Raw genomic sequence first — 26,003 nt, forward strand, 5'->3', positions numbered from 1 at the left:
ACAATCATGCTGCGGAATGCCGACGCCAAAAAGCTGCTGGGCCGTGTCGAGGCGCTTGTCTGTACCGGCGCGCCCGGCCTCTATCGCGTGCTGACGTTCTGGGTCGTCCAGCGGATCTATTCGCTGGACGAGCTTGGGGCGGCGGCATCCAACCTGTCGATCGCGCAGATGATCGGTTTCTTCACGGCCATCGGCTGGGCGACGCTGATTCTGGTCCGCGTACCGGCGAGCGACGGGAAGCAGGCGGCGCGCGGCGCGTTCTACTCGCTGGTGTCGATGGCGGGATGGACCGCCGTGGCCGCCACGATCGCATGCGTGCTGGTGTTCGCGACCGGCCTCGTCGCGTTCGATCTCGGCGGCGTGGTCGCGCTGATGTGGGGCTGGACCGTGTATCAGCTCGCGCGGCATTTCTTCGTGTCGTACCGCCGCTACCGGATCACGATCGCGTTCGACTGCCTGCTGATCGCGGGCTCGTGCGCGATGCTGTGGATCGGCACGCGCCACGGCTATTCCGCGTCGCTGTGCCTGGCCGTTGCGCTGGTCGTGGTGGCCGTCGCGATGTTCGCCGCGATCGGCATGCCAGATCGTCGCGCGTTTTCGATGCGCATCGACGTGAAGGGGCTGCAGTTCGGGCTGACCAATTTCCTGTCCGGCGGCATCGCGCTGGTGACCGTGCCGGCGGCGAACGCGATGTGCGGTGCGTCGTTCGCGGGGATGCTGTCGTTGTTTTCCTCGGTGACCGCGATCGGCAACCTGCTGCCGCGCGCCATTTCGATCGCGCAGTTGCCGGACCTCGTGAAGCGGAAGAAGGACAGGGCGCCGCTCGACGCGACGCTGGGCGCGATGCGGCGCAATATCGACCTGTCGAACCTGGTCGTGCTGGTCGCGAACCTGGCAATGGTGGCGGGACTGACCTACCGCTACGGGCTCGACGGCAACGGCGCGTACGTGGCGCTCGCGGGCGGCGTGCTGCTGGCGATCCAGTGCGCGGCCGGCGTGCTTGGCGTCGTCGGCAGCAACGTGATGATGGCGTTCGAGCAGAGCGCGGCCACCGCGCGGATCAACATCGGCACCTCGGCGCTGTTCGTCGTTTTGCTCGGCGGCTGCGTCGCCATCGGCGGCGAAACCGGGTTCTTCTGCATGCTGGCGTCCGCGGTGGTCGTGACGCTGATCCGGAACGCGATCGTCGTGATGCATGCACGGCGGGTATGCGCGGCCTATGCGGAATCGATCAGGGCGTCGGGCGCCGCCGATATGCAAGCGATGCCGGCGTCGTCGGGAGCGCGGCCATGAATGCAGCCGCCCGATTCCCGGCGATCGTGCCGCATCGTCGATCGCGCGTGGCCGACCTGGGCGCCGGCCTGCTGGCGCTCGCCTACTTCGTCTTCTGCGTCAGCGACACGCTGCTCACGCTCGACGACGATCGTTCGCAGGCCGTAAAGATGGGTGCGTTCGGCCTCGTGTTCGCGGCGATCCTGCTGCGTCCGCGCTTTCACCGGCTGGCCGTTCTCGCGCTGCCCATCGCCGTGTCGCTCTGCATCGGGATGCTGCTGTCGTTTAACGTCCATGCCGGGATCGAGGAACTCGTCCGCTTCCTCTTTCCGGTCGCGATCACGGTGGCTATCTACCCGTATCGCGACCGGCTCGACGTGCTGGTCAAGACGTTCATCGGCGTGGTCGTGAGCAACGACCTGTTCCAGCTGTATTTCTACGTGTCGTATGCGACCGGGCTGCCGCTGTTCATGCCGGTGCGGATCGATTCGGGATTGTTCCTGCGTGCGCAGGGGTGGATGGGGTTCTTTTCGGAGTTCAGCTTCATCAACTTTTGTGCATTCCTGCTGTGCCGCTGGTATTGGTCCGGCCGTCGCGCGGCGATCGCGTCGTGGGGGTTCCTGTTGTTCGCGTTGCTCGGCTTCTCGTTCAAGCTGTTCGCGGTGCTGGCGCTCTATCCGTTCGTGAGGAACGTCAGGGATGTGCGCGCGTGGCTGGCTGCCGCCGGCATCGCGGGCACGATGCTCATGCTGATGGCGATGGGCGTGCTGGATTCGCTGTTGAAGGTCGGCATGGCGAAGATCCTGTTCTACGTCGTCGCAGGCAATTCGGCGCGCGCCGAATCCTATCGCGTGATGTTCGAGTCGATCGGCAACGGCAATCTGCTCGGCGAAGGGTTGGGCAGCTTCGGCGGCCCGGCGTCGGTGAAGTTCTCGTCGCCGCTCTACCAGCTCTATCACTTCGACTGGTACGGGCTCGGCGGGCTGTTGAAGACCACCGACACGTTCTACCCGCACTTGTTCGTCGAGATGGGCGTGTTCGGCGCGCTCGCGTGGCTGGTGTTCGTGCTGGGGTACGGGCAAGGGCGGCGCAAGCCGGCCGTCTGGTTCTACGTCGTCGGTGCGTTCTGCTTCGACAACATCTTTTCGATGGCGTTTGTGTCGCCGTCTTACGTATTTTCCGCGCTGCTGGCGATGTATGCGTTCTCGTGGGGGCGGCCGTGCGTCGCCCCGGCGCATCGCGGCGGGGTGGTGGGAGTTCGCTCATGAAAATTCTGGTCGTTACGAACATGTATCTCGGCAGCAACCGCGCGAGCCCCTGGCAAGGCGTGTTCGTGACCGAGCAGGTCGACGCGCTGCGGCGTTCCGGCGGCTGCACGGTCGACGTGCTCGTCATCGAAGGGTATCGCGGCAAGCGCGAATACCTGCGCTCGATCCTGCAGGTCTGGAAGGCCGCTCGTGCGGGCCGGTACGACGTCGTGCATTACCACTTCGGCCTGAGCGCGTGTTCCGCACCGCTGGTCCGGCTGTTTACGAAAGCGCGGGTTGTCATCACGTTCCACGGCACGGACATCCTGGGCCCGCTGTGGATGCGCGCGGTGTCGAAATCGATGGCCTGCTTCGCACATGCGTGCATCGGCGTGAGTGCGGAAATTTCATCGCGCCTGATCCGGCTGCGCCGCCGCTGCGTGACGATTCCGTGTGCGGTCAATGAAACGGTCTTTGCCGGGAATCGCGACGATGCGCTGATGAAAGCCGCCGTGCCGATCGTTGTCTTCCCGTCGTCGCCGAAGCGTCCGGAGAAGAACTATCCGCTGTTTTCGCTGGTGCTGCGGCAGCTTGAGGAGCAGCACGGCATCCGGGTGCAGGAGCGGCATATCGACGGTCTCGATCGCGGCGAGGTGCGCGACCTGCTGGCGCGTGCCGCGTGCCTGCTGATGACGTCGACCCGGGAAGGGTCGCCGCAATCGGTCAAGGAAGCGATGGCGCTCGATCTGCCGGTCGTATCGGTCGATGTCGGCAACGTGCGGCAACTGCTCGACGGCGTGTCGCCGGGGATGGTGGTGTTCGACCACGACGCGGGCCGTCTCACGAACGAGCTTGCCGATGTGTTGAAGGCCGACGCGCGATCCAACGGGCGCGAGAAGCTTGCGGCGCTCGGTTACTTCTCCGCCGATGTGTCGGCGAAGCTGAAGGCGTTGTACGCGTCGCTGTGCCGATCGTCGCGATTTGCCGACGATATTCCGGAAGTCAAAAAAAATGATGGCGAGGCCTTGTTATGAACCAAGCTGAAATCTTTTCATGCCCGATCCATCTGATGTCGATGAACGATACGGTGGACTGGATCGGCGCGAGAGTCGAGAAACGGCAATTCACGCAGCACGTCGTGGTCAACGTCGCGAAGCTCGTCAACCTGCAGCGCGATGCGGAACTCGCCGCGTCGGTTCGCGAATGCGACATCGTCAACGTCGACGGCATGGGCGTCGTCTGGGGCGCGCGGCTGCTCGGCATCCCGGTGCCCGAGCGCGTCGCGGGCGTGGATCTGTTCGAGCGGCTGCTGGCGCTGGCCGAAGCGAAAGGGCTGCCGGTCTATCTGCTCGGCGCGACGCCGGAGGTCGTCGAGCGGGTCGTCGCGGTGACGGCGGCACGCTATCCGCGGCTGCCGGTCGCCGGATATCACCACGGCTATTTCTGGGACGACGAACAGGCGGTCGTGGACGATATCCGCCGCTCGGGTGCGCGGCTGCTGTTCGTCGCGATCACGTCGCCGCGCAAGGAAAACTTCATCAATCGCTGGAAATCGCAGTTGGGCGTCGATTTCGTGATGGGCGTGGGCGGGACGTTCGACGTGGTGGCGGGGAGGGTCAAGCGGGCGCCGCCGTGGATGCAGCGCAGCGGGCTGGAGTGGGCGTTTCGCGTGATCCAGGAGCCGGGGCGGATGTGGAAACGCTATCTGTCGACCAACAGCCGCTTCCTGGCGATGCTGGCGCGCGCGTATGTGTCGCGGTTGTTTCGGCGAAAAGGCGAGCGGGATGCGCGGTAGCTTCGTCGTCGCCGCATGCGTGCTCGTCGCGTCGGTTTGCCACGCGGGCCCGGAAGGTGGCAAGCATGACGATGCGCATTTTTATCGGTCGGACTGGGCGAGCGGCATCGATGCGCGGCTTCGTCTGCAGGAGCCGGTGGTGGAGAACATCACCACCGCCGGGATTTCCGGTATTCGCGGCACGCTGTTGAGGGTGACGATGAACCGCTCGCAGGACTTCAGCAGCGTGGCGAGCGGCACGCCGCGTTCCGAGGTCAGCTTCTCGCCGGTGTTTCGCTTCGCCAACGGTCGCGACTACGAGGTGCGCTGGTCGACGGTCATTCCCGCCGACTACCGGTTCGATTCCAGACAGCCGGAACTGATCGCGCAATTGCATCAGGGCGGCAGCGACGGATCACCGCCGTTTGCGTTGCTGCTGAATGCCGGGAAGTACGAAGTCGATGTGCGCGGCGCGCCGGGCATGCCGAGCCGATCCGTTGCATTCGGCGACCCGTCGGCGGATCGCGGGAAACGGGTCTGGTGGGTGCTGCGGTATCGACCGGACGATTCAGGCGTCGACGCGCTGACCGAGGTGTTCCGGAACGGCGAACGCGTCGTGCATGTTACGGGCGTACCGAACGCGTTTCCGAACGATCGCGACGCCTACTTCAAGCTCGGCCTCTACAAATGGTGGTGGAAGACCCGCCCGTCCGATGTGACCGAGCGGACGATCTATTACGGCGACATCGAGATGAAGGCACTGCGTGACACGGCCCGATGAGCGGAGCTGAACCGGGCGGATGCCGTGCCGGTTCGACGGAGGCGTGACGCCGGTGCGCGCCGCGCCTCCGCCCGGCCCCGTCACCCGTTGCGGAAAATCTCCGCATACGCGCTCAACGCCGGCACGCCGCCCAGGTGCGCATATAGCACCTTCGAGCCCGGCTCGAATTCGCCGAGCCGCACCTTGTCGATCATCCCGTGCATCGACTTGCCTTCATAGACGGGATCGGTCAGCACGCCTTCGAGCCGCGCGCACAGCCGGATCGCCTCGAGCGTGCCGTCGTTCGGCAGCCCGTATTCGGGGCCTGCGTAGCGCGTGTCGAGCACGACGTCCTGCTCGTCGATGCGACGCCCGAGCTCGACGATTTCAGCCGTATGGCGCGCGATGCGTGTGATCTGCGCATGCGTTTTCTCCGGCGTCGCCGACGCGTCGATGCCGATCACGCGATCCGCGCGGCCGTCGGCCGCGAAGCCGACGACCATCCCGGCCTGCGTGCTGCCCGTCACCGAGCACACGACGATGTAGTCGAACTTGAAGCCGAGCTCGGCTTCCTGCTGACGCACTTCTTCCGCGAAGCCGACGAAGCCGAGCCCGCCGAGCGGATGCTCGGAGCAGCCGGCCGGAACCGGATACGGCTTGCCGCCCGCCTGCCGCACGCTCTCCATCGCTTCTTCCCAGCTACGGCGGATGCCGATGTCGAAGCCGTCGGCGACGAGCCGCACGTCGGCGCCCATCATGCGCGACAGCTGGATGTTGCCGACCCGGTCGTACACGGGGTCTTCATAGTTGACCCAGTGCTCCTGCACGAGCACGCATTTCATGCCGAGATGCGCGGCAACGGCCGCGACCTGGCGCGTCTGGTTCGACTGGACGCCGCCGATCGATACGAGCGTGTCCGCGCCCTGCGCGAGTGCGTCGGGGATCAGGTATTCGAGCTTGCGGGTCTTGTTGCCGCCGAACGCGAGGCCACTGTTGCAGTCCTCGCGCTTCGCATACAGCTCGACCTTGCCGCCGAGGTGCGCGCTCAGGCGCTTGAGCGGCTGGATCGGGGTCGGGCCGAACGTCAGCGGATAACGGGGGAAGCGTTGCAGGTTCATCGATTTTTGTCTCCGGAAAGGCGGGGTTGGCGCGGGCATCGGTGCGTTCGGGAGGGGCCGGCACGCCGTGTCCCGATGGAAAAATGATAGGCAAGCGCGCGCGAAATGAGCTTGCGAAATAAATATCGTCGGCCTACGTTGATAACGAATCGAGTGCTGATCAAGCAATTCGAGTTCGAAAAAATCGAGGAAGACGCAATGAAATTAACTGGAAGACCGGCGGCGCCGGGCGATGCCGCGCCCGCGCTCGATCGCATCGATCGCGCGATCCTCAGGCAGCTTCAGCAGGACGCGTCGATCTCGAACGTGAGCCTCGCCGCGAAGGTGAAGCTGAGCGCGCCGGCGTGCCTGCGGCGCGTCGAGCGGCTCAAGGAAATGGGGATGATTCGCGGGATCGTCGCGCTGCTCGACCCGAAGCCGCTCGGGGCCGGCATGCTGGTCGTGATCGGCTTCGTGCTCGACCGCTCGACGCCGGAAGCGTTCGCCGCGTTCGAGAAGGCCGCGCAGAAGGTGTCGGGGTGTGTCGAATGTCACGTCGTGACGGGCGAGTTCGACTATTTCATGCTGGTGCGCACACGCGACAACGAGAGCTTCAACCGGCTGCATGCGGAGCAATTGCTCTATCTGCCGGGCGTGCGGCAGGTGCGCTCGTTCATGGTGTTGAAGGAGATTCTGTCGACGCACGCGCTGCCGGTGTAGCGCAGCCTGCATGACGAGTGGTTGGCCGGGCACGCTGCGTCAGCGGCGCGCCGGCGGAAACGGTGTGTGTCGGTGGCACTGCCTGTCAGGGCAGTGCATCGTGGCGGAAATGACTTGCGTGCCTAGCGCTGCCAAGGCGCCGTGCCGGGCTGCTGCACAGTCTTGCCGAGCCGCGCTCGCGCATCGCGCACGATAGTCGCATCGAGTTCTCCGTCATCCGCCAGCGCCTTCAGCGCCGCGAGCACGATGCTCGCGCGATCGACCTCGAAGAACGCGCGCAGCGCGTCGCGCGTGTCGCTGCGGCCGAACCCGTCGGTGCCGAGCGTCACGTAGCGGCGCGGCACGTATGCGCGGATCAGTTCGGGCACCGCGCGCACGTAGTCGGTCGCCGCGATCACGGGCCCGCGCGTCGTGGCGAGCGCGGCGGTGACGTACGGCGTCGAGTACGCGTCGTCGTCGAGCCGCGCGCGACGCTCGGCTTCCATCCCGTCACGCTGCAGTTCGGTGAAGCTCGTGACGCTCCATACGGCCGCGTCGATGCCCCAGTCGTCCTTCAGCATCCGCTGCGCGGCGAGCACTTCGCCGAGGATCGCGCCCGCGCCGAGCAACTGCATGCGTGCCGTTGCGTTCGAACCGGACGGCAGCCGGTGCATGCCCTTCAGGATGCCTTCGCGCCGCGCGGCCGGATCGTCGTCGGGCATCGACGGCTGCGCGTAATTCTCGTTCATCACGGTCACGTAATAGAACACGTCGCGCTGCTGCTCGACCATCTCGCGCATGCCCGCATCGACGATCGTCGCGACTTCGTACGCGAACGCCGGATCGTACGCGCGGCAGTTCGGGATCGTCGACGCGGCGAGGTGGCTGCTGCCGTCCTGGTGTTGCAACCCCTCGCCGCCGAGCGTCGTGCGCCCGGACGTCGCGCCGACGAGGAAGCCGCGCGAGCGCTGGTCGGCGGCGGCCCAGATCAGGTCGCCGATGCGCTGGAAGCCGAACATCGAGTAGTAGATGTAGAACGGCAGCATCGGCAGGTCGTGCACGCTGTACGACGTCGCGGCGGCGATCCACGACGAGATCGCGCCCGCTTCCGAAATTCCTTCCTCGAGAATCTGCCCGCGCGTGTCCTCGCGGTAGTAGAGCATCGAGCCGAGGTCTTCCGGCTCGTAGCGCTGGCCGAGCGGCGAGTAGATGCCGACCTGCCGGAACAGGCTGGCCATGCCGAACGTGCGCGCTTCGTCGGCCACGATCGGCACGACGCGCGAACCGATGTCGCGATCCTTGATCAACGCGGCGAGCATGCGCACGAGCGCCATCGTCGTCGACATCTCGCGGCCCGCCGCATCCAGCGCGAACGCTCCCCAGGCCGGCATCGAAGGGACGGTCAGCCCCTTCGATGCCGCCATCCGCCTTCTGGGCAGATAGCCTCCCAGGGCAGCCCGGCGAGCATGCAGGTAACGCATTTCCGGGCTGTCTTCCGCTGGCTTGTAAAACTTCAACTGCTCGACGTCGTTGTCCGACAGCGGCAACCGGAAGCGATCGCGGAACGCCTTCAGATCGTCGACGTCGAGCTTCTTCTGCTGATGGGTCGTCATCCGGCCCTGGCCGGCCGCGCCCATCCCGTAACCCTTCATCGTCTTCGCGAGGATCACGGTCGGCTGGCCGCGGTGCGCGAGCGCGCGTGCATATGCGGCGTGCAGCTTGCGCGCGTCGTGGCCGCCGCGGCGCAGGCGGTCGATCTCCGCATCGGTGAGCTGTGCGGCGAGCGCTTCGAGCGCGGGGTCCTGGCTGAAGAAGCGCGCGCGGTTGTAGGCGCCGTCGTTCGCGGAGAAGGTCTGGAACTGCCCGTCGACGGTATTGGCGAACGCACGCGCGAGCGCGCCCGCGTGATCGCGTGCGAACAGCGGATCCCAGTCGGAGCCCCACAGCACCTTGATCGTGTTCCAGCCGGCGCCCGCGAACTGCGCTTCGAGTTCGTCGATCACGCGGCCGTTGCCGCGCACCGGGCCGTCGAGTCGCTGCAGGTTGCAGTTGATCACGAACACGAGATTGTCGAGCCCCTCGCGTGCGGCGAGCGACAGCGCGCCGAGCGATTCGGGTTCGTCCATCTCGCCGTCGCCGAAGAAGCCCCACACGGTGCGGCCCGCGGTGTTCGCGAGGTCGCGATGCTGCAGGTAGCGCATGAAGCGCGCCTGGTAGATCGCGTTGATCGGGCCGATGCCCATCGAGCCGGTCGGGAACTGCCAGAAATCGGGCATCAGCCACGGGTGCGGATACGAGCACAGGCCCGGGCCGGCGATTTCGCGGCGGTAATGCTTCAGGTGATCCTCGGTGAGGAAGCCTTCGAGATACGCGCGCGCATAGACGCCCGGCGACGAATGCGGCTGGAAGTACACGAGATCGCCGCCGGCCGTGCCGGGTGCGTCGCCGGTCGCGGCCGCCGCCGCGCGGAAGAAGTGGTTGAAGCCGGTCTCGAACAGGTCGGACGCCGATGCATAGCTCGCGATGTGGCCGCCGAGTTCGCCGTACGCGCGGTTCGCCCGCACGACCATCGCGAGCGCGTTCCAGCGCAGCGCGGCCGACAGCCGTTCCTCCAGGTCGAGGTCGCCCGGATACGGCGGCTGCTCGGCGAGCTCAATCGTGTTCAGGTAGCGCGTGACGGGCGTGCGCGGCGACGCGAGGCCGGTTGCGCGCGCATGCTCGGCGAGCCGGTCGAACAGGTATTGCGCGCGGTCGCGGCCGACGTGCGCGACCACCGCGTCGAGCGCGTCGAGCCATTCGGCGGTTTCTTGCGGGTCCTCATCGGCGCGCGCGAGGGCCGCGCGCTGCGCGTGTTCGATACCGTTCGACAGATCCGTCATATGAGTCTCCCGCGCGCTGGCTGCGGCACGCATCAATGGGACTCATGCTACGCGTCGATCCGCAAAATATGCGTCTGAATTCATTGGGAATTTGCCGCTAGATAGTGTAAATATTCCGAAATCGTCGTGATAGAAGGAATATTCAGACCATGAGCGCCTCCCCCAAGCGGCTCGACCGCATCGACATCGGCATCCTGAACCAGCTTCAGCAGAACGCGCGGATCACGAACGCGGAACTCGCGCGCGCGGTGAACCTGTCGACCACGCCGTGCTTCAACCGCGTGCGCGCGCTGGAGAAGCTCGGGCTGTTCCGGCAGCAGGTCACGCTGCTCGATCCCGAGCCGCTCGGGCTGCGGATCAACGTGTTCATCCAGGTCAGCCTCGAGAAGCAGGTCGAGGACGCGCTGCAGCGTTTCGAGGAGGCGATCTCGCAGCGGCCCGAGGTGATGGAGTGCTATTTGATGTCGGGCGACGCCGATTATCTGCTGCGCGTCGTGATGCCCGACATGCGCACGCTCGAGCGTTTCATCATCGAGCGGCTGACGACGATTCCCGGCGTGTCGAACATCCGGTCGAGCTTCGCGCTGAAGCAGGTGCGCTACAAGACCGCGCTGCCGCTGCCGCCGGCAGGGCTCACGCTCGTCGATCCGGACGAGTCGGCATCCGACTGGGGTTGAGCGCGGCGGCTGCCAGCCGGTCCGTTCGCCTGCGCGACGCTGACGAAACGATGACACCGGCCGCGCGGCGCTGCGCCGGATCGAACCAATCGCGTGCGTGCGCCTCATACGGCAGTCGGCCCGGTTGCACCGTCGCGACGCGGCGCGGGCCAGTCGCGTATGCTCGTCCGGTCGGCGATGCGTGCGAGCGCACGGCCGGTTCATGCATGTCTCGATCAACCAACGAGTGAGGGCGTGATGGCAAGACAGACGATGGCGGAATACCTGGCGAAGACGCTGGCGGCGGCGGGCGTCGAGCGCATCTGGGGCGTGACGGGCGACAGCCTGAACGGCCTGTCGTTCAGCCTCGCCCAGATCGGGGCGATCCGCTGGATGCACACGCGGCACGAGGAAAGCGCCGCGTTCGCGGCCGGCGCGGATGCCGCGTCGACCGGGCGGCTCGCGGTGTGCGCGGGCAGCTGCGGCCCCGGCAACCTGCACCTGATCAACGGGCTGTACGACTGCCACCGCAATCACCAGCCGGTGCTCGCGATCGCCGCGCACATCCCGTCGACCGAAATCGGGCTCGGCTACTTCCAGGAAACCCATCCGCAGGAACTGTTCCGCGAGTGCAGCCACTTCGCGGAGCTCGTGACCAACGCGTCGCAGTTCCCGCGCGTGCTCGCGCGCGCGATGCGCACCGCGATCGAGGAGCGCGGCGTCGCGGTGATCGTGCTGCCGGGCGACATCGCGCTCGGCGACGGCCCGGAAGAAGCGCCAGCGTGGAGCGCATCGGCGCCGCCGTCGATCCTGCCGGCCGATGCCGATCTCGACCGGCTCGCGGCATTGCTGAACGGCTCCGACGCGGTCACGCTGCTGTGCGGCAGCGGCACGCAGGGCGCGCACGACGAAGTGGTCGCGCTGGCCGACACGCTCGGCGCGCCGGTCGTGCATGCGCTGCGCGGCAAGCAGTTCGTCGAATGGGACAACCCGTTCGACGTCGGGATGACCGGGCTGATCGGCTTCAGCTCCGGTTATCACGCGATGGAATCGTGCGACACGCTGCTGATGCTCGGCACGGATTTCCCGTACCGGCCGTTCTATCCGTCGAACGCGAAGATCGCGCAGATCGACTGGAAGGGCTCGCAGCTCGGCCATCGCGCGCCGCTCGCGCTCGGCCTCGTCGGCACCGTGAAGGAGACGATCGCGGCGCTGCTGCCGCGGCTGACGCGCAAGACCCAGCGGCGCTTCCTCGAGAATGCGCTGAAGCATTACGCGGCCGCGCGCAAGGGGCTCGACGATCTCGCGGTGGCCGAGCCGCCGGGCCGCGCGATCCATCCGCAATACCTGACGAAGCTCGTCGACGAAGTCGCGGCCGACGACGCGATCTTCACGGCCGACGTCGGCACGCCGACGCTGTGGGCCGCGCGCTACCTGACGATGAACGGCAAGCGGCAACTGCACGGCTCGTTCAACCACGGGTCGATGGCGAACGCGATGCCGCAGGCGCTCGGCGCGCAGGGTGCGCATCCGGGGCGGCAGGTGGTGTCGCTGTCCGGCGACGGCGGGCTGTCGATGCTGCTCGGCGATCTGCTGAGCGCGCGCCAGCTCAACCTGCCGATCAAGATCGTCGTGTACAACAACAGCCTGCTCGGCTTCGTGTCGATGGAACTGAAAGCGGCCGGCTATCTCGATACCAACGTCGACCTGAGCCCGACCGATTTCGCGGCGATCGCGAAGGGCGCGGGTATCTTCAGCGTACGCGTCGAGCATTCGGAGAACGTCGAGCAGGCATTGCGCACGGCGTTCGCGCACGACGGGCCGGCGGTGGTCGACGTCGTCACGTCGAAATACGAGCTCGCGATGCCGCCGAAGATCGAGATCGCGCATGCGAAGGGCTTCAGCCTGTTCATGCTGCGCGCGATCCTGAGCGGGCGCGGCGACGAGATCGTCGAGCTGGCGAGAACCAACCTGAGGTGAGGCGGTGCCGCGCGCGATGCGGCGTGCCGTTCGTTCCCGATCGGTCACGCTGCTTCGCTCCCGTCGGCGGCCCACTCACGGATGCGGCGGCGCGGGCAATTAGGGACAATCTTCACGTCGCCTTAAGTTTGCGTTTCCTAGAATCGATTGGATCGTCGCTCTTCCTGCGGCGGACCGCTTCGTCCAGGAGGATGCCAGTGAACAAGCCCCGTGACGCCGTAGCCCCGTTCCACGCAGTCGTCGGCACGTCGAAGCCGAAGGCGCAACCGCACAAGGCCGGCCAATGATCTGGCCGAACGCGTGGCGTGTCTCCGCACTGTTCGTGCGCGAGTGGGTCGGCCGCCCGGCCGCGGTGGGCGCGTTGTGCCCGAGTTCGCGGCATCTGGCGCGCGGGATGGCCGACGCGGTGCCGGACGGCGACGGGCTGGTCGTCGAACTCGGCGGCGGCACCGGCGCGATCACCGCGGCGTTGCTCGAACGCGGCGTCGCGCCACGGCGCCTCGTTGTGGTCGAGCGTTCGCCGGCGTTCGTGCAGCACCTGCGGCGACGCTTTCCGGATGTGTCGATCGTGTGGGGCGATGCGCGGCAGCTCGAACGGCTGCTGCCGCCCGCCGCGCGGGTCGATGCGATCGTGTCGTGCCTGCCGCTGCGCACGCTGCCGCGCGAGGACGTGACGGCCATCGTCGAGCAATGCCATCACGTGCTGTCGGCCGACGGCGTGATGATTCAATTTACATACGACTTGCGCTCGCCCGGCCGTCATCCGCTGGGCGATTCGGCATTCGTTGCCTGCGGCAGTCGAATCGTCTGGGCAAATATTCCGCCTGCGCGCATCGTGACCGTGCGCGGCGTTGCCGCCGAACACGCCGGTTGACGCGGCCGCGCGAAGGGCGCTGGGGCACGGCGCTGCGCCAGTTTCTTTCATAAGTCATACTGATCCTTCCAATTTCCATTCTTCGCAAGTGGGGCTTGCGGTCAGGCCGGCCGGTTTTTTCCTTTTCCAGCCGTGTCCGACAGGGATCGCCGACGAAGCGCTAGAAGCGCACGCCGTCCGGCACGCGCGCCGCGGGCCGCGACGCGACCCGTTTGATGAAGCGGTCGAGCGGTGTCGCATAGCCGCGCGCGATGACCCAGCTCAAGCCGGCCGACAGCACCAGATACGCGACGAGCAACGCCAGCTTGCCGTCGCCATGCGTGGCAGACGGCGGCCAGAACGTGCGCAGCGCGCCGAGCACGATCAAGTGGAACAGATACAGCTCGTAGCTGAGCCGGCCGCTCCAGCGCAGCGGCGCGAACGCGCGGCCGTGCGCGCGTTCGCGTTCCGCCTGCGCGCCGATCAGCAGCACGGCCGTGCCGAGCGCCATCGCGGATACCCCGATCACATGGCTTTGCGCGATCGGCCACGCGAGATAGAGCGCCGTCATCGCCGCTGCCGCGAGCCATTGCACGGGCGCTGCCGCGAGCGCCTGCCAGCGCGCGCGTTCGGCGAGCAATGCAGTGCAGCAGCCGATCGCGATGCCGTCGAAACACGCGAAGTACGCATAGAGGAAGCCGCCTTCGTCGCCCGGATGCGTGAAGCGGTACACGGGGCCGATCGCGGCAATCAGCAGCCAGAACGCGAACAGCCGCGCGTCGCGGCGCAGCGCGATGCACAGCAGCGGAAACGACAGGTAGAACACCTCTTCGACCGACAGCGACCACAGCACGCCGAGCGCGTAGTTGACCCATCCGTATGCGCCGATCAGCACGTTCATCCAGAACGTGAGCGACGCGAGATTCACGAGCCAGAACGACACGGCGACGCCCTGCGGCGCATGGTTCGTGAAAATCGGCACGCCGGCCGCCGCGAGGCCGTTGACGAGCGCGAGCAGCAGGAGCAGGCACGGGACGATGCGCGCGATGCGCGACACGTAGAAAGCGCGCACGTCGAGCGCGCCGAGGCTGCCCCAGCGGCGGCGCGCATTCGACGTGATCAGGTAGCCCGAGATCGCGAAGAACATCGTCACGCCGTAGTTGCCGTTGCGCACGATCGCATGGACCGTGTCCCAGCCGAGCACGCGCGCGAGCGCCGTGTCGCGCAGCGGATACGCGATGTTGAAGTGATGCAGCAGGACGAGCACGATCGACACGCCGCGCAGCAGGTCGATCCGCGCGTTGCGCGGGCCGGCGCTCATTGCGGCCGGGCCGGTTCGGCGAGCGCCGGCAGCGCGGCCAGGAACGTATCGCGCGAGCGCAAGCCCGCATTCGGCGTCTGCCGCTTGTCGTCTTGGATCAGGTTCGCGAACACGAGCGTGCGCGGCCCCTTCGTCGCCCAGCCGACGAACCAGCCGTACGCGTGCGCGGCGTCGTACTTGAGGCCCGGCGAGCCCGTGCCCGTCTTGCCGTGCACGGTCCAGCCGTCCGGCTGCGCGTCGATCAGCGTGATGCGCTCGGTCATGTCGTACGCGTGCGTGCTGACGGGCAGCGTCCGGTGCACGATCTTGCGCATGAACGCGACCTGTTCGAGCGGCGAAATCTGCAGCGATGAATTGACCCATGCGCCCATCGCGCCGCTGAGTTCGCCCTGCTTGCCGGTCACGTCCGTATTGCCGTAACCGAATGCGTTCGTGTACTGCTGGAAGCGTGCCGGCCCGAGCGCTTGCGCGACTTGTTCCGAGTACCAGAAGATCGACAGCTTGATCCAGCGTGCCGGGTCGGTCGGCTCGCGCCACGGGGCGCCGCCCCAATCGGGATAGCCTGCGTGGAAGGCGAGTGTCGGCGTGTGTTCGTCCTTCAGGAAGCCGGCGTCGAAGCCCATCAGGCTGATCGCCACCTTGAAGGTCGACGCCGGTGTGACGCGGGTCGCGCAATCGCCTTGCTGGACGAGCATCCGGCCGGTGGCGGCATCGGCGACGACGGTGCAGACAGGACGGGCGGATGTGGAGGCGGCGGCGAGGAGGCCGGCGGCAAGGACAAGCAGCGTGCGGCGCCAGGTTTTCAAGCGAGACTCCATCGGATCGTGATCGGGAGGTGCGCCGTGCGGGCCGGCCGGCGGATCGTGTCGCCGGGGGCGCGTTCAATGGGGCAGGTGCCGGGGCGGCGGCGATTGCCGGAGCCGACTGTCTAGGCCGCGCACAGTGTATCGGAGGCGGGGCGGTTGTGACGGGACGTGGTCGTCGGCGGTAGCGGTGAGGATGGGCAGAGCGAAGGTGACGATGACGCGGCCTGCACCCCGCATGCCGTTTTTTGCACTACCGCGCCGTTTTTTTGCACGGCGTTTATGCGCGGTCTTCTAAGCTGGGCATGTGTCGAACAGCCGAGACGGCTTCCGTCCGCTCCATGACCTTCATCCATCCCGTTCCCGCCTTCGATGTCGCCGGCCGCCAGGTGCGCGCCGGCGCACGCAACACCGTCCTTCCGTTCCCGCCGCCGCGCCTGCGCCTGCAGTTGCCCGTCACGCTGACGGCCGACTCCGGCGAACTCGCGCGCGCCCGCCTCGCGGCGCTGCTGCATTCGCCGCTCGGCGTGTATGTCGTCAGCGCGCGCACCGTGCGCGACGTGATCCATGTGCACTTCGAGATCGCGCCGGAGGATCTGGATTTCACGCTGCACATGCTGATCGCGCAGCAGGCCGATGCGGTGATCGGGCCCGTCGCGCGCCGGCTGCGCGTCGGGCCGCAGCCCCGGTGAATCGGGGAACGATTATTGCGCGTCGGTTGCTTGTTGATCGTTTGATTCGCCGCCGGATCGTCGGTCGCGGTGCTGTCCGCCCGCCGGGCGGCGGATGTTCGTGCGCCGCGTCGCGTGCGGCGCCGATCCTGAATATGGAGTGTCCATGTACCTCACGGAAGAAGTGCATAGCGCGCGGCCGGCAAGCCGCCGCGCGCGGACGGCGTCGCTGCCGTCGGGCCGGCAGCTCGCGCGGCAGCTCGTGACGACGGTGCGCGTGGCCGAAATGTTGCTGCATCAGGCGATCGTCGTGCCCGACGGGCATCAGTGGTCGGTCGACACCGAGCGCGTCGACGCGGCCGGCGGGCCGCTCGCGGCGTGGGAAACCTGCGTGACGTTGCGGATCGGCAAGGTGTTCGCGCCGGCGGTCAACCCGGCCGCACGGGTCAACGACTCCGATCAGGTCGCAGTCGAGATCGGCCTTTGTCTGCCCGAGCAGGCGTATCTGGACGAGCGGCGCGTGAGCATCTTCGGCCGCCGTCACGGCAACCGGTTCGGCGCGACGCTGTCGGTCGCGTCGGGCGCGCAGTGGGGCTGGCGACGCATCGAGCATGTCGCGCCGGAACATGCGCAGGTGCGCGGCGATACGCTCGAGGCACTCGTCGATGCGGTCGCGGCGAACGTCAATGCGGCGCTGGCCGCGGCGGGGTTCGGCGCGACGCGCTGATCACGCGTCGCCGGTTTGCCCGGTCTGCCGCTGCAGATCCTCCATCAACTGTTCCGCGAGAAAGTCGCACGGCGGCCGCTTCGATTTCGTGCTGCGCGCGAGAATCAGTTCGAGCGGCGGCAGGTCGGGCAGCCCGTGCGAGCGGCCGAGCATCGACAGTTGCGCGGGAATCGCGCAGCGCGCGAGCGGCGCGACCGCGAGGCCGGCCTCGACCATGCTGAGCAGCCCGAGCAGGCTCGGGCTTTCATACGAGGTGCGATACGGCACCTTCGCGCGTTCGAGGCTGCGGATCGCGTTCTCGCGCGCGACGCTGCCCGGCATGAACACCGCGATCGGCAGCGGCCGCTCTTCCCACACGCGCGGCCCGTTCGTCATCGCGGCCCACGCCATCGGCTCGTGGCGGATGAAGTCGCCGGTCAGCCCCTTGATGCGTGTGCCGCACACGAGATCGACGGTGCCGTCCTTGATCAGCGGCGCGAGCGCGCTGCTCGGCAGCCCCATCACCTGGATCTCGACCTTCGGGTAGGTCGCCGAGAATTTCTTCAGAACCGACGGCAGCAGGGACGACGCATAGTCGTCCGGCACGCCGATCACCACTTTACCGGTCACTTCCGGCCGCACCACGGCCGCCCACGCCTCGTCGCGCAGCGCCAGCATTCGTCTGGCGAATCCCAGCAGCACCTCGCCCTCGCGCGTCAGCACGATGCTGCGCGGCTTGCGCACGAACAGCGGCCGGCCGATCGCGTCTTCCAGGCTCTTGATCTGCATGCTCACGGCCGACTGCGAGCGGTTCACGGCTTCGGCGGCGCGGGTCATGTTGCCGGTTTCCGCGACGGCGACGACGGTGGCCAGCACGTCGTGATCGAGCATCTTCATGGGTATCAGGAAAACTGAACGTAACGATCAGCATTATGCGTTTTTATTGTTGCTGTGTGTCTGCCATAGTGCAATCACGCTGGCGTTTTGCCCGGCACGCAGGCTTGAACAGGAAGAGTGGTGTATCGATGATGGACCATCCGTTGCGCGCCGCACTGGCCGCGGAATTGCATGCGCGGCCGTTCCTGCGGCTTGCCGAAGCCGTGTCGCTCACGCATTACGCGATCTATGCGGACGGCCAGCCCGACATCCACGAAACGCTGCTGCACGCGCTGTGCCGCGACACCGGCATTGCCGCGCCGCACGAAGGCGCGACGCACTACGCGGTGCAGTCGCCGTGCGGCTGGCACCTGAAGTGGGAACGTCACACCGAATTCTCGACCTTTACGTTCGTCGCGCCGCGTCGCGACACCGGCTATTTCGACGATCTCGCGATCGAAGGCATTCCGGCCGCATGGTTCGCGCGGCTGGCCGGCATCCGCTTCGTCGCGGTGCGGATGGAACTGCTGTCGGGCGATGCCGCGCGGCTCGTCTGCGGCGACCTGCGCCGCTGGATCGACGGGCCCGCGCTCGTCGGCAGCAACGTGCTCGGCGGCGGCAAGGTGTTCTGCGACTGGCATGTGCGCGACGACGGCTTCATGCGTTTTCTCGTCGTCGACGAGGATTTCCGCGAGGAGCAGGGCGGCCGCCTGCTGCAGCGTCTGTACGAAATCGAAACGTACCGGATGATGGCGCTGCTCGCGCTGCCGGTCGCGCGCCGGATGAGCCGCGAACTCGACGAGATCCACGCGGCACTGCATGCGCTGATGCAGCGGATGGACGCGAGCGGCGCCGACGGCGACGACGCGGCGCTGCTCGTCAAGCTCACGCATCTCGCGGTGCGGGTCGAATCGCTGTCGGGATCGGGCGCGCGTTTCAGTGCGTCGCGAGCGTACGAAAAACTCGTGCTGGCGCGCATCCAGGAATTGCGCGAGGAGCGTATCGAAGGGATGCCGACGATCGCCGAATTCATGGAGCGGCGTTTTGCGCCGGCGATGGAGACGTGCCGCAGCGTGTGGGCGCGCCACGAGCAGATCGCCGCACGGATCGCGCGCGCGGTCGACCTGTTGCGCACGCGCGTAAACCTCGCGCAGGAAAAGGACGTGACGCGCCTGCTGGCGGGCATGGAGCGCACCGCGCGCAATCAGCTTCATCTGCAGCACGCGGTCGAAGGGCTGTCGGTGGCAGCCATTTCGTACTACGTGCTGTCGCTCGCGACGGCGGCGTTCAAGGCGTTGCACGTGATGAACCTGCCGGTCGATCCGGAGCTGGCGGAAGGCCTGCTGATCGCGCCGGTGGTATTCGCGGTGATTCACATCACGCGGCGCACGCGCGCGCAGCTTGCGCGATCGGAGGCCGTGCATGACGGCGCGCCCGTGCGGGCGGCGGCGTTGAAGCAGGTCGGCTAGAACATCAACGACATATCAAAGGAGTGGAGATGACTTTTTCGCAGAAGCAATCGGGGTTCTTCAGCGGTTTCGACGCGTTCGACGAACCGGCACCGGACGAAGCGGGCGTAGCGGAAGAGGCGCGCATGACGTCGTATCAGGCCGTGTTGCAGGAGCCGATGACGTCGCTCGTCGGGAATACGCTCGATCGGCCGGACGTCGCGGCGGTGGCGATTCTCGGCTACAACTGACGCGTTTCCTCGCGTCGATTCGATTCGACGCAGGCGTTCATTTGCCGGCCGCCTTTTGGCGCGCCGGGCGTGAATTGCCTTTTCCCTTCGCTTTCCCCGCCCCTAGCGCGAGCGCCAGCTCGACGAACGCGCGCGCGGCCGCGCTCCGGTATGCTCCCTTGCGCTGTAGCAGCACCGCCGTGCGCCGCAGCACGGCCGGATCGAGCGCGACGGAAACGAGATCGTCGTGCCCGGCCGCGATCGTCGCGGGCAGCAGCGTCGCGAGATTCGTGCGGCGCACGATCTCGATCACCGCACCAAGCGAATTCGCTTCCATCAGCACACGCGGCCGCACGTCGTGCTCGCGGAAATAACGGTCGATCTGCACGCGCGTCGCGAACTCGGCCGTGAGCAGCACCAGCGGCGCGTCGTGCAGCGCGCGCAGGCCAGCCTTGCGTTTCCCGGTGAGCGCGTGCCGACGGTTCACGACGAGCGCGAGCGTCTCGACCAGCAGCGTTTCCGCTTCGATATCCGCCGTCTGCACCTCCTCGAACGCGATGCCGACATCGAGCTCGTCGTCGACGAGCAGCGCCTCGATGCGTTCCTGCGACATCTCGCGTACCGACAGCGACACATCCGGATAGCGGCCATGAAACGCCTCGACGAGCGGCCCGACGAGATAGCTCGTGAAGGTCGGCGTGACCGCGATCCGCAGCGAGCCGCGGCTGAGATCCTGCACGTCGTGAATGGCGCGCCGGCCTTCCGCGAGATCGTGCAACGCCTGCCGCGCATAGCGGAAATACACGTCGCCGGCGTCAGTCAATCGCGTGACACGCCCGGTGCGGTCGAACAGCTGCGCGCCGAGCATCTCCTCGAGCTGGCGGATCTGCTGCGACAGCGCGGGCTGCGACACGTGCAGCGCGACGGCCGCGCGCGTGAAGCTGCAGTGTTCGGCGACGGCCAGGAAGTAGTTGATATGGCGCAGCAGCATCGCGATTCCTATAAGTTTTGCTTATCCGATGGATCATAAATCAGTCTTTTACGTTATTGGAAGTCCGGCGTAACCTGCCCTTCATCGATTTCACCTACACCGGAGGACACGCGATGAAGGACATCATTGAAGGCTTTCTGAAGTTCCAGCGCGACGCCTATCCGGAGCGTGCCGCGCTGTTCCGCGATCTCGCGCGCAGCCAGAACCCGCGTGCGCTGTTCATCTCGTGCTCGGACAGCCGGCTCGTGCCCGAGCTCGTCACGCAGCGCGAGCCGGGCGATCTGTTCGTGATCCGAAACGCCGGCAACATCGTGCCGTCGTACGGCCCCGAGCCGGGCGGCGTGTCGGCCTCGGTCGAATACGCGGTGGCCGCGCTGCGCGTGACCGACGTCGTGATCTGCGGGCATTCCGATTGCGGCGCGATGACCGCGATCGCGACCTGCCAGTGCATGGACCACATGCCTGCCGTCGGCCACTGGCTGCGCTACGCCGATTCGGCGCGCGTCGTGAACGAGGCGCGCGCGCATCTCAGCGAACGCGATCGGATCGACTCGATGGTGCGCGAGAACGTCGTCGCGCAACTCGCGAACCTGAAGACGCACCCTGCCGTGCGGCTCGCGCTCGAAGAAGGGCGTCTCGCGCTGCACGGCTGGGTCTACGACATCGAATCCGGCTGCATCGACGCCCATGACGGCGCGACCGGCCGGTTCGTCTCCCTGGCGGACCATCCCGACGTCCGTGCCACGCCTGCGACGCTTCCCGTCGCGGCCTGAATCGCTCCCACCCAACCACGAGGTATTGCCATGATCCAGTCCCAGCACAGCCAGACCGCCCGCCACGCGCTTGCGGAGACCGTCGTCCTCGCGAAGGCGCGCAAGAACCTGTCGTTCGCGCAACTCACCGAAGGCACGGGCCTGAGCGAAGCGTTCGTCACGGCCGCGCTGCTCGGCCAGCACGCGCTGCCGGCCGGCGCCGCGCGCGTCGTTGCCGACAAGCTTGGCCTCGACGACGACGCGGTGCTGCTTCTGCAGACGATCCCGCTGCGCGGCAGCATCGACGATCGCGTGCCGACCGATCCGACCATTTACCGCTTCTACGAAATGCTGCAGGTGTACGGCACGACGCTGAAGGCGCTGGTTCACGAGAAGTTCGGTGACGGCATCATCAGCGCGATCAATTTCCGGCTCGACGTGAAGAAGGTCGACGATCCCGAAGGCGGTTCGCGCGCGGTGATCACGCTCGACGGCAAGTACCTGCCGACCAAGCCGTTCTGACCGAACCGACGCAGGCGCGGCGCCGCAACGGCGCCGCCGCACAGGTTCGCCCGACGTGCGTCGGCCGCCGGCCGGTGCACGTTCCGGCCATTCCGTTTCTACGAGGACACAGCCATGGATTTTGTGAAACGCACGATCGATCTCGCGATGAAGAACGTGGAAGAGGGCGGACGCCCGTTCGCGACGGTGATCGTCCGCGACGGCGAGATCGTTGCGGAGAGCCCGAACCTCGTCGCGCAGACCAGCGACCCGACCGCGCATGCGGAGATCCTCGCGGTGCGCGATGCATGCCGCAAGCTCGGCACCGAACACCTGACCGATTGCGAGATCTACATCCTCGCGAGCCCGTGCCCGATGTGCCTCGGATCGCTGTACTACTGCAGCCCGAAGCGCGTGATCTACATCACGACGCGCGAGGACTACGCGCCGTTCTACCGCGACGACCGCAAGTACTTCGAGCTCGACACGTTTTATGCAGAATATGCGAAGCCGATCGGCGAGCGGCGGCTGCCGATGGTGCAGCAGAAGCACGGCGACGCGATCGGTGTCTACCGGCGCTGGCAGGAACTGAACGCGAAGTGACGTGATCCGCGCGGCGCGCAGGTTGCGCGGCCAGCCGCCTCGGCTGCTCGTTTTTCTCATCCTTCGGTCCGCCCGGCGGCTTTCGTGCCGCCGGATAGATCATGCGCGAGCGGCGCAGCGTGACCGACATGAAGGCGGCGTTCGCGGTGGCGTGAGCCGACGCAACGCGACAACGTGCAACGAAGCGTCGGCCGCGCGATGCGCTCGCCGTTCGTGCTTTTGCAGCGGCAGCGCCGGTCGGACTCGATTCGACCGCATGCCGGCGCGCAGGCGACGCGCTATAGTCGTGCGACGCCCGCGGGGTGCTGCACGCCCGGCGGTCTTTTCACGCACGCATTCGCCCGATGACAGCCCTTCCCGACGTTACCCTTCGACTGACCGACACCGAGCAGCCGGCCGCACGAGACTTCATCAGCCGCAAGCTCGGCGAATTCAACCACGCGATGACGGGGCGCGCCGATGCGGCCGCGCTCGACGTCTACGTGACCGACCCCGCGACCGGCGAGGTATTGGGCGGCCTCACCGGCCGGACTTCGCTCGGCCTTTTCTTCATCGATCTGTTCTACCTGCCCGAATCGCTGCGCGGCGGCGGATTCGGCAGCCGGTTGCTGCGCGAAGCCGAAGCGGAAGCGAAACGGCGCGGGTGTGCACGCGCGGTGCTGTACACGATCTCGTTCCAGGCGCCTGACTTCTACCGGAAGCAGGGTTACGAAGCCTTCGGCGAAGTGCCGTGCGAGCCGGAAGGGACCGCGCGTGTGTTCATGGTCAAGACGCTTTGAGAGCCTGTTCCTGACATCCGCCGACATCGCAAGCGGTGGCAGCAAGCGCAATGCCCATCCCGCTCGCGAATCACCGTCCCGGCGTCGCGCGCTCGACGATCATGTCGTAGAGCGCCCGCGCCGCGGGCGACAGTTGCGCGCTCTTGCGCGTGACGAGCACGAGCGTGCGCGACACCGACGGCTCGACGAGCTCGATCGTGCGGATCATCGGATACGCGTTCTTCTGGATCGCGAGCTTCGGCACCACGGCCGCACCGAGCCCTTCGGCGACGAGCCCGAGCGCGGTCGAGCTGCGCTGCACTTCGTAGAACGAGTGCAGCGACACGCCGCTGGTTTTCAGCGCGCCTTCGAGCAGCCCGCGATTGCCGCTCACTTCGCCGGCAAAGATCAGCGGATGCGGCTGCAGTGCCGCCCAGCGGATGCGCCGCCGCTTCGCGAGCGGATGATCGTCGCGGCAGACAAGCACATACGGGTCGTGCGTGAGCGGCACGCTGACAAGTTCGGGGTGCTGGTCGCCGGCGATGCTGATGCCGAATTCGGCTTCGCGGCGCAGCACGGCCTGCAGCACCGATGCCGATGCGTGATCGAGGATCTTCACGCGATCGTGCGGCCGGTGCCCGGAGAACGCGCGCAGGATGCGCGGCAGGTATTGCACGCCGACCGTCGGCACGCACGCGATCGTGACGTCGCCGCGCTGGCTCAGGCCCGTCTCGCGGATTTCGGTCAGCGCATCGGATAGTTCGTTCAGCAGCCGCCGCGCTTGCGGCAGGAAACGCCGGCCGATCTCGGTCAGCGTGGTGCGGCGCGTCGTGCGTTCGACCAGCGCGACGCCGAGAAACGACTCGAGCTTGCGCAGCCGCTGCGTGATCGCCGTTTGCGTCACGTGCAGCGTGTCGGCCGCCTGCCTGAAGCTGCCGCCGTCGGCGATCGCGACGAAAGCCTGTACACCGAGCGTATCGATTTTCATCAGAAATTTGAATCAATAACGATATTAAATTCATTTTACTGAAGTGCGGCGTCAGTCGCAGAATGCGCTGCATCGGCGGCCGCATGCATCCCGCGCCCGGATGCAGCGGCGCCGCCCATGCCGACAAGGAGAACCATCGTGACGACCCCACTCGATCAATACGCGAGCCAGTACGTGCAATTCGAGGACGAGCGCACGCGGCCGGTGCGCGACCTGCTGGCCGCCGTGCCGCGCACGCCGATCCGCACCGCGATCGACATCGGCTGCGGGCCCGGCAATTCGACGGAAGCGCTGATCGCACGCGCACCCGACGCGACGATCCACGGAATCGACGCATCGGCGGACATGATCGCGGCCGCGCGCAAGCGCCTGCCGGCACTGCGCTTCGATATCGCCGATGTGGCCGCGTGGGACGATCCGGGCGGCTACGACCTGATCCTGTCGAACGCGGTGCTGCAATGGGTGCCCGCGCACGACACGCTGTTTCCGATGCTCGTCGGCCGGCTTGCGCCGGGCGGCCATCTCGCGGTGCAGATGCCCGACAACCTCGACGAACCCGCGCACCGGCTGATGCGCGAAGTCGCCGCGGCCGGGCCGTGGGCGGACAAGCTGAAAGGCGCGGCGCGCACCGAACGGTTCGACGCGCGCTACTACTACGCATTGCTGTCGCCGCTGTGTTCGCGCGTGGACGTGTGGCGCACGACCTACTACCACCCGCTGCGCGGCGGCGCGGACGCGGTCGTCGAATGGTTCAAGGGCAGTGCGCTGCGGCCGTTCCTCGCGGCGCTCGACGACGGCGAACAGCGTGCGTTCCTCGCGCGTTATCGCGAGGCGATCGCCGGGCCGAACGGTTATCCGGCACTCGACGACGGCACCGTGCTGCTGCCGTTCCCGCGCCTGTTCGTCGTGGCGACGCGGAAGTGACGCGGCAATGCCGCCGGCGACGGGCCGGTGGCCGGCAAGATGCAGACGCACGTCATCGTCGCGGCAGGATAGCGGTGCCCCGGATTGCTCATATCAAATCGGCGCCGCTCGATTGCTCGCCAACCCTAAGTGTGTCGCGCTGCGGTTCGACTATGCTGAAATGACTGCAGCCCGGGCATCGCGCCGCAACGCTGCAACCGGCGATGACGGGAGGGCACGATGACCGAGCAAAGCAACGTTCAACTGGTGCAGCAGGCGTACGCGGCGTTCGGCAGGGCCGATATCGACGGCATCCTGCAGACGTTATCCGAAAGCGTCGACTGGTTCATACCAGGGCCGACCGGCATCATTCCGTTCGCAGGCAGACGACATGGGCCTCAAGAGGTCGCGGCGTTCTTCGGGGCGCTTGCGTCGACGCAGACCGTGGAACGGTTCGAGCCGCTCGAGTTCATCGCCAGCGGCAACCGGGTCGTCGTGCTCGGCGCACAACGCTGGTATGTCCACTCGACCGGGCGCACGTACGAGGACGAGTGGGTGCATCTGATCACGATCGAAAACGGCAAGATCACGGCGTTTACCGAGTATCACGATACCGAGGCGGAAGCGGCGGCCCATCGACAGTGACGGCGCTGTATGCGTGCCGGCTTTCCGGGAAAAACTCGTCTGGAATCCTGAACGGCGGAACTGGTCGGTCGATCGCGCGCATCGCGTGGCGCAGTTCATGACAGCTGCGCAGCCACGCGATGCCGAGTTCGCTGCCGATCCCGCTGAGCCCGAAGCCGCCCCAGCACACGTGCGGGTAGATGAGTTGCGGCGCATTGATCCACACGAGCCCCGCGCGCACGTGTTTCTGGAACTGCTTCGCGACGTCGAGATCGGCATCCTCGCGCACGATCAGCGACGACTTGCCGCCGAGTTCGAGCGTCACGCGCTTCATGTCCTCGGCCGCTGCCTGCATCACCTTGCGGCCGGCCGCCGTGCTGCCGGCAAACGAGATCTTGTCGATCAGCGGATGCGCGGTCAGCGCCGCGCCGACGTCGGTTTCGGCCTCGAACGGCGGGTTGCCGCTCACCTGCATCTGCAGCGCGGCGAGGCGGTCACGTTGGGCTTCGACACGCTCGGCGACCGTCGCGAGAATGCGGCAGTGCTCGGCGGGCGGCGTATCGCGCCAGCCGGCGAACGCACCGCGCACAGCGGCGTCGACGTGCGCGGCC

Annotated in this window: 26 protein-coding genes and 1 pseudogene; 19 read left to right on the plus strand and 8 right to left on the minus strand. The window is 66.9% G+C overall.

Translation table 11 applies throughout. The annotated features are described in order from the left end of the window. Window positions 1-6: 6 nt before the first annotated feature. Genes KVT39_RS09090 through KVT39_RS09110 form a run of 5 tightly spaced genes read left to right on the plus strand, consistent with a single transcriptional unit; the run spans window position 7 to window position 5,074 of the window. Window positions 7-1,293 carry a hypothetical protein gene (locus KVT39_RS09090; RefSeq protein WP_217588629.1) on the plus strand — a complete coding sequence of 429 codons (1,287 nt, stop codon included), beginning with the start codon at window positions 7-9 and terminating at the stop codon, window positions 1,291-1,293. Beyond that, window positions 1,290-2,540: a hypothetical protein gene (locus tag KVT39_RS09095; RefSeq protein ID WP_217588633.1), complete on the plus strand. Its 1,251-nt coding sequence runs from the start codon at window positions 1,290-1,292 to the stop codon at window positions 2,538-2,540. The genes KVT39_RS09090 and KVT39_RS09095 overlap by 4 nt, the downstream gene beginning before the upstream one ends. After that, the gene (locus KVT39_RS09100; protein ID WP_217588649.1) at window positions 2,537-3,553 is read left to right on the plus strand and encodes a glycosyltransferase; all 1,017 of its coding nucleotides are present in this window, start codon (window positions 2,537-2,539) and stop codon (window positions 3,551-3,553) included. Before KVT39_RS09095 ends, KVT39_RS09100 begins: the two co-directional genes overlap by 4 nt. A gap of 35 nt (window positions 3,554-3,588) precedes the next feature. Beyond that, window positions 3,589-4,314: a WecB/TagA/CpsF family glycosyltransferase gene (locus KVT39_RS09105; RefSeq protein ID WP_279512539.1), complete on the plus strand. Its 726-nt coding sequence runs from the start codon at window positions 3,589-3,591 to the stop codon at window positions 4,312-4,314. Next, on the plus strand, window positions 4,304-5,074 hold the full coding sequence (locus KVT39_RS09110; RefSeq protein WP_051983742.1) for a heparin lyase I family protein: 771 nt from the start codon (window positions 4,304-4,306) through the stop codon (window positions 5,072-5,074). The genes KVT39_RS09105 and KVT39_RS09110 overlap by 11 nt, the downstream gene beginning before the upstream one ends. An 80-nt stretch (window positions 5,075-5,154) precedes the next feature. Here the strand turns inward: KVT39_RS09110 and KVT39_RS09115 are convergent, their stop codons facing one another. Next, window positions 5,155-6,171: a 1-aminocyclopropane-1-carboxylate deaminase gene (locus tag KVT39_RS09115; protein ID WP_105392717.1), complete on the minus strand. Its 1,017-nt coding sequence runs from the start codon at window positions 6,169-6,171 to the stop codon at window positions 5,155-5,157. Window positions 6,172-6,369: 198 nt separating this feature from the next. On the opposite strand from KVT39_RS09115, the gene KVT39_RS09120 reads away from it, so the two are divergent. Then, the gene (locus KVT39_RS09120; protein ID WP_034182197.1) at window positions 6,370-6,870 is read left to right on the plus strand and encodes an Lrp/AsnC family transcriptional regulator; all 501 of its coding nucleotides are present in this window, start codon (window positions 6,370-6,372) and stop codon (window positions 6,868-6,870) included. A 122-nt stretch (window positions 6,871-6,992) separates the two neighbouring features. On the opposite strand, the gene mdeB is transcribed toward KVT39_RS09120, so the two are convergent. Continuing rightward, window positions 6,993-9,728 (minus strand): alpha-ketoglutarate dehydrogenase, encoded by a 2,736-nt coding sequence (gene mdeB, locus KVT39_RS09125; RefSeq protein ID WP_217588658.1) that lies wholly within the window; start codon window positions 9,726-9,728, stop codon window positions 6,993-6,995. Window positions 9,729-9,877: 149 nt separating this feature from the next. Here mdeB and KVT39_RS09130 point away from each other — a divergent pair, with 149 nt between their 5' ends. The 3 genes from KVT39_RS09130 to KVT39_RS09140 all read left to right on the plus strand — a co-directional run bounded on the left by KVT39_RS09130 (window position 9,878) and on the right by KVT39_RS09140 (window position 13,238). Then, the gene (locus KVT39_RS09130; RefSeq protein ID WP_105392719.1) at window positions 9,878-10,405 is read left to right on the plus strand and encodes an Lrp/AsnC family transcriptional regulator; all 528 of its coding nucleotides are present in this window, start codon (window positions 9,878-9,880) and stop codon (window positions 10,403-10,405) included. A 237-nt stretch (window positions 10,406-10,642) separates the two neighbouring features. Next, window positions 10,643-12,364 (plus strand): ubiquinone-dependent pyruvate dehydrogenase, encoded by a 1,722-nt coding sequence (gene poxB / locus KVT39_RS09135; RefSeq protein ID WP_105392720.1) that lies wholly within the window; start codon window positions 10,643-10,645, stop codon window positions 12,362-12,364. 283 nt (window positions 12,365-12,647) lie between these two features. Then, window positions 12,648-13,238, plus strand: coding sequence for a class I SAM-dependent methyltransferase (locus KVT39_RS09140; RefSeq protein ID WP_034181898.1), 591 nt, complete (start codon window positions 12,648-12,650; stop codon window positions 13,236-13,238). A gap of 160 nt (window positions 13,239-13,398) precedes the next feature. Here KVT39_RS09140 and KVT39_RS09145 read toward each other — a convergent pair whose 3' ends face one another. Together KVT39_RS09145 and blaOXA are read right to left on the minus strand one after the other, a co-directional pair. Further along, window positions 13,399-14,538 carry an acyltransferase gene (locus KVT39_RS09145; RefSeq protein ID WP_217588663.1) on the minus strand — a complete coding sequence of 380 codons (1,140 nt, stop codon included), beginning with the start codon at window positions 14,536-14,538 and terminating at the stop codon, window positions 13,399-13,401. After that, window positions 14,535-15,344 carry an OXA-1043 family class D beta-lactamase gene (gene blaOXA / locus KVT39_RS09150; protein ID WP_254640405.1) on the minus strand — a complete coding sequence of 270 codons (810 nt, stop codon included), beginning with the start codon at window positions 15,342-15,344 and terminating at the stop codon, window positions 14,535-14,537. Before blaOXA ends, KVT39_RS09145 begins: the two co-directional genes overlap by 4 nt. 338 nt (window positions 15,345-15,682) lie before the next feature. Here blaOXA and KVT39_RS09155 point away from each other — a divergent pair, with 338 nt between their 5' ends. After that, window positions 15,683-16,033: a hypothetical protein gene (locus KVT39_RS09155; protein WP_131949106.1), complete on the plus strand. Its 351-nt coding sequence runs from the start codon at window positions 15,683-15,685 to the stop codon at window positions 16,031-16,033. 145 nt (window positions 16,034-16,178) lie between these two features. Then, complete coding sequence (locus tag KVT39_RS09160; RefSeq protein ID WP_217588670.1) at window positions 16,179-16,739, plus strand: hypothetical protein; 561 nt, start codon at window positions 16,179-16,181, stop codon at window positions 16,737-16,739. On the opposite strand, the gene KVT39_RS09165 is transcribed toward KVT39_RS09160, so the two are convergent. Further along, window positions 16,740-17,615: a LysR family transcriptional regulator gene (locus tag KVT39_RS09165; protein ID WP_034181902.1), complete on the minus strand. Its 876-nt coding sequence runs from the start codon at window positions 17,613-17,615 to the stop codon at window positions 16,740-16,742. A gap of 128 nt (window positions 17,616-17,743) precedes the next feature. Here KVT39_RS09165 and KVT39_RS09170 point away from each other — a divergent pair, with 128 nt between their 5' ends. Next, window positions 17,744-19,063 (plus strand): DUF3422 family protein, encoded by a 1,320-nt coding sequence (locus KVT39_RS09170; protein WP_217588671.1) that lies wholly within the window; start codon window positions 17,744-17,746, stop codon window positions 19,061-19,063. Between the two features lie 29 nt (window positions 19,064-19,092). Continuing rightward, window positions 19,093-19,293: a hypothetical protein gene (locus KVT39_RS09175; protein ID WP_217588677.1), complete on the plus strand. Its 201-nt coding sequence runs from the start codon at window positions 19,093-19,095 to the stop codon at window positions 19,291-19,293. Between the two features lie 37 nt (window positions 19,294-19,330). On the opposite strand, the gene cynR is transcribed toward KVT39_RS09175, so the two are convergent. After that, window positions 19,331-20,263 (minus strand): transcriptional regulator CynR, encoded by a 933-nt coding sequence (gene cynR, locus KVT39_RS09180; RefSeq protein ID WP_217588683.1) that lies wholly within the window; start codon window positions 20,261-20,263, stop codon window positions 19,331-19,333. Between the two features lie 113 nt (window positions 20,264-20,376). Between cynR and KVT39_RS09185 the strand changes: the two genes are divergently transcribed. The 4 genes from KVT39_RS09185 (at window position 20,377) to KVT39_RS09200 (ending at window position 22,898) form a co-directional block, all read left to right on the plus strand. Then, window positions 20,377-21,036, plus strand: a complete 660-nt coding sequence (locus KVT39_RS09185) for a carbonic anhydrase (RefSeq protein ID WP_217588691.1) — start codon at window positions 20,377-20,379, stop codon at window positions 21,034-21,036. Window positions 21,037-21,066: 30 nt separating this feature from the next. Next, window positions 21,067-21,537, plus strand: coding sequence for a cyanase (cynS, locus tag KVT39_RS09190; RefSeq protein ID WP_072438272.1), 471 nt, complete (start codon window positions 21,067-21,069; stop codon window positions 21,535-21,537). Window positions 21,538-21,651: 114 nt separating this feature from the next. After that, window positions 21,652-22,119 carry a nucleoside deaminase gene (locus tag KVT39_RS09195; protein ID WP_034181908.1) on the plus strand — a complete coding sequence of 156 codons (468 nt, stop codon included), beginning with the start codon at window positions 21,652-21,654 and terminating at the stop codon, window positions 22,117-22,119. A 344-nt stretch (window positions 22,120-22,463) separates the two neighbouring features. Beyond that, on the plus strand, window positions 22,464-22,898 hold the full coding sequence (locus KVT39_RS09200) for a GNAT family N-acetyltransferase (RefSeq protein ID WP_034181909.1): 435 nt from the start codon (window positions 22,464-22,466) through the stop codon (window positions 22,896-22,898). A 70-nt stretch (window positions 22,899-22,968) separates the two neighbouring features. Here KVT39_RS09200 and KVT39_RS09205 read toward each other — a convergent pair whose 3' ends face one another. Continuing rightward, window positions 22,969-23,865, minus strand: coding sequence for a LysR family transcriptional regulator (locus KVT39_RS09205; RefSeq protein WP_034181910.1), 897 nt, complete (start codon window positions 23,863-23,865; stop codon window positions 22,969-22,971). Window positions 23,866-24,003: 138 nt separating this feature from the next. On the opposite strand from KVT39_RS09205, the gene tam reads away from it, so the two are divergent. Both tam and KVT39_RS09215 read left to right on the plus strand, forming a co-directional pair. Then, a complete protein-coding gene (gene tam, locus KVT39_RS09210; protein ID WP_034181911.1) occupies window positions 24,004-24,789 on the plus strand; it encodes a trans-aconitate 2-methyltransferase in 786 nt (261 codons plus the stop codon). 219 nt (window positions 24,790-25,008) lie between these two features. Further along, on the plus strand, window positions 25,009-25,413 hold the full coding sequence (locus KVT39_RS09215; RefSeq protein ID WP_034181912.1) for a nuclear transport factor 2 family protein: 405 nt from the start codon (window positions 25,009-25,011) through the stop codon (window positions 25,411-25,413). 67 nt (window positions 25,414-25,480) lie between these two features. Here the strand turns inward: KVT39_RS09215 and KVT39_RS09220 are convergent. Continuing rightward, a pseudogene (locus KVT39_RS09220) lies at window positions 25,481-26,002 on the minus strand (aldehyde dehydrogenase family protein); the annotation flags it as partial. Window position 26,003 lies beyond the last annotated feature (1 nt).

This window comes from Burkholderia sp. GbtcB21, from assembly GCF_019091065.1.
GTDB lineage: Bacteria > Pseudomonadota > Gammaproteobacteria > Burkholderiales > Burkholderiaceae > Burkholderia > Burkholderia pyrrocinia_C.